General features: G+C 61.3%; 3 protein-coding genes and 1 pseudogene. 3 read left to right on the plus strand and 1 reads right to left on the minus strand.

The features are described 5' to 3' along the window. A partial coding sequence (gene miaB, locus NW815_RS09860) for a tRNA (N6-isopentenyl adenosine(37)-C2)-methylthiotransferase MiaB (RefSeq protein ID WP_414415957.1) occupies positions 1–1,174 on the minus strand: 1,174 nt, incomplete at its 3' end. 121 nt (positions 1,175–1,295) lie between these two features. Here miaB and NW815_RS09865 point away from each other — a divergent pair. The 3 genes and pseudogenes from NW815_RS09865 to NW815_RS09875 all read left to right on the plus strand — a co-directional run. After that, positions 1,296–1,730, plus strand: coding sequence for a BlaI/MecI/CopY family transcriptional regulator (locus NW815_RS09865; protein WP_011433287.1), 435 nt, complete (start codon positions 1,296–1,298; stop codon positions 1,728–1,730). Beyond that, the gene (locus NW815_RS09870; protein WP_414388878.1) at positions 1,727–2,608 is read left to right on the plus strand and encodes a M56 family metallopeptidase; all 882 of its coding nucleotides are present in this window, start codon (positions 1,727–1,729) and stop codon (positions 2,606–2,608) included. Before NW815_RS09865 ends, NW815_RS09870 begins: the two co-directional genes overlap by 4 nt. Positions 2,609–2,762: 154 nt before the next feature. After that, positions 2,763–2,994 (plus strand): annotated as a pseudogene (locus NW815_RS09875) (acetylglutamate kinase); the annotation flags it as partial.

Genomic DNA, 2,994 nt, shown 5'->3' on the forward strand with positions numbered 1-2,994 from the left:
TTTTCGGGTTGGGGCCTTCCACCAGCACCTCTTGCACCTGGCCTAGGAGTCGGGCACTGCGGGCGGCGGCCACCTCGGCCACCAGTCGGTTCAGCCGTTGCAGGCGGTCGCTTTTTTCCTCCTCGGGCACTTGGTCGGGCCACTCAGCGGCGGGGGTGCCGGGACGAGGGGAGTAGGCGGCGGTGTTCACTTGGTCAAAGCCAATGTCCTGCACCAGTTGCAGGGTTTCTTGGAACTGAGCTTCGGTCTCTCCCGGGAAGCCGACAATGGCATCGGCGCTGATGGCGGCTTCGGGCATGTATTGGCGGATGAGCTGGATGATCTGGCGATAGCGCTCGTGGGTGTAGCCGCGCCGCATCCGCTTGAGCACTTCGTTGCTGCCCGCCTGGAAGGGAATGTGGAAGTGCTCGCAGACTTTGGGCAGCTCGGCGCAGGTGGCGATCAGCTCCTCGGTAAAGTAGCGCGGGTGGCTGGTGGCAAAGCGAATCCGTTCAATACCTTCCACCGAATGGACGAAGCGCAACAAGCTGGCCAGGTTGGTTTTCGGATCCAGATCCCGTCCGTAGGCGTCGATGTTCTGCCCCAGCAACGTCACCTCGCGGTAGCCCGCTCTGGCCACGTCTTCGATTTCGGCGCGGATGGCCTGGGGCTGGCGGGACTGCTCTTGCCCTCGCACCCGCGGCACGATGCAGTAGGTACAACGCTCGTTGCAACCGTAGATGACATTGATCCAAGCAGTGACCTGGCTGTCGCGGCGGGGCTTGGTGATGTCTTCTGGGATCTCAACCGGATCGGTGGCCACCACCTGGTTTCCGGCTTCCACCTGCGCCAACAGATCCCCAAGGCGGTTCACGTACTGGGGGCCCATGACCAGATCCAGCTCAGGGACGCGGCGCAACAATTTTTCCCCTTCCTGCTGGGCCACACAGCCGGCCACGATCAGCTTGATGGCCGGGTTCTTGCGCTTGCGCTGTGCCTGGATGCCCAGGTAGGAATAGACCTTCTGCTCAGCATTGTCGCGGATGGTGCAGGTGTTGTAGAGAACTAAGTCCGCCTGCAACTCATCTTCGGTGGCCACATACCCCAGGGACTCCAGGATCCCGGCCATGCGCTCGGTATCGGCGCGGTTCATTTGGCAGCCGAAGGTGATGGTGTGGTAGGTGGGAGCAGCCATGGGAAGTAACAGCACAAAGAACCACCATCTTCGAGCTTAGCGGATCCTTAAAATGGCTGCGGGGCTTGAGACTCCAACAGTTAATCTAGCTAGATAGAAATTCCTACACCGGCAAAGGCTCATGTTGCCCAAGCATCGTCCCAAGCAACTGTCGCTGGGCCCTCTGGAGTCGGAAATCTTGGACATCCTCTGGGATCTGGGCAGTGCCAGCACCCGTCAAATCCACGAGCGCATCTTGGCCGATCCGGATCGGGAGCTGGCCTATGCCTCTGTGACTACAGTTTTGCAGCGCTTAAGCCAGAAGGGCTGGGTGAGCTGTGAGCGCCGCACCGATCCCCAAGGGCGGAATCTGCCCATGCTGTGGCGGCCTCGTCTTTCGCGTCAGGAAGCGGCCAGCCTCAGGGCCTTCACCCACCTGCAGCAGTTTTTGGCTGTAGGGGATCCCGATACGGTGGCAGCCTTTGCCGATAGCCTGGATCAGGCCAGTGTGTCCCAGTTGCAGGCGATTGCCGAACGGCTGCGGGCAGCCCGTCAAGCCAGGAGGGATCCGCGATGAGCCACTTGGGCATGTTACTGCTGGGCTTGGGCCTCAGTTGCCTGTGGCGAGCCCAGGTGCGCCTGGACAGGAGTGGGGGATGGGGCCGACGTTGGCAGCGGGCTTGGATCCACTTCTTGCTGCCCCCGCTGCTGTTGCTGACCACTGCTTTGGCCTTGGCCTGGATGGGGCCGTGGGGACAAATGGCCGGGGTGGGGGGCTGGTTCTGCTACGGCTGTGCTCTGCTGTTGCTGGCCGTGGCCGGCGGCGTGGCCTTGCACTGGATTTGGGAATACTGGCGCTCCTATCGACGTGCCCATCTGCAAGCTTTAGCCCATGTGGATTTGCATGGCTCTCCGGCCTATGTGCTGGATTTGGAGATCCCTTTTGCTGCCCAAGTGGGGGTGTGGAATGCCCAGTTGGTGGTCAGCCGCGGCCTGCTGCAGCAGTTGGATGATGAGCACTTGCGGGCTGTAATCGCCCACGAAGAAGCCCATCGCCACTACCGCGACACCCTGTGGATGTTTGGGGTGGGCTGGCTGCGACGCCTCACCGGCTGGCTGCCCAACACCGAGGCCCTCTGGCAGGAATTGCTCACCCTACGGGAGCTGCGGGCGGATCGCTGGGCGGCCCAACGGGTGGATCCCTTGCTGTTGGGAGAGGCCCTGCTGCAGGTGGTGGGCTATGGCGTGGTGGAGCAACCGGCGGCAGCTTGGGTTGGCTTTGCAATGGCCGTGAGTTCAGACTCAGGGCAACGGCTGCAGGAGCGTATCGATGCCCTGCTGCAGCAGGCAGAGTCAGGGCCCGTCGATCCCCTACCCCATTCTTCTTCCATTCGGGGTTGGGCCTGGTTGGGGTTGTCCCTATTGCCTTTGCTGGCGATCCCGTTCCATACCTGAAGATTGACGGCGATTCCTCAACCAAATTGTCCTTGGGTTGGGGAAGCGAGCTTGAAAAAAAACCACCAGTTGACGCCCAAAGCCTGAGATCTGCTTTGCAAGCAGAATGGGATACTCTAGGTCAGGTTTTCTGGACTTCTAGGGACTTACAGCAGTGCAAACCAACTCTTCCCTTTCTGAGGCGACCGGGTCGGCGTGTGATCCCCTTACGCGGGCGCAGATCCTCATCGAGGCTTTACCCTACATTCAGCAGTACCAGGGCCGCGTTATTGTCATCAAATACGGCGGCGCAGCCATGGTGCACCAAGAGCGACGGGCCGAGGTGCTCCGAGACATCGTCTTTCTGGCCTGTGTGGGGATCCGCCCGGTGTTGGTGCATGGGGGGG

Source organism: Synechococcus sp. R6-7 (genome assembly GCF_047461695.1).
Taxonomy (GTDB): domain Bacteria; phylum Cyanobacteriota; class Cyanobacteriia; order Thermostichales; family Thermostichaceae; genus Thermostichus.

Coding starts and splice junctions, on each gene's coding strand:
- NW815_RS09865 (WP_011433287.1), top strand. CDS start 1,296: ATGTTGCCCAAGCATCGTCCCAAGCAACTGTCGCTGGGCCCTCTGGAG.
- NW815_RS09870 (WP_414388878.1), top strand. CDS start 1,727: ATGAGCCACTTGGGCATGTTACTGCTGGGCTTGGGCCTCAGTTGCCTG.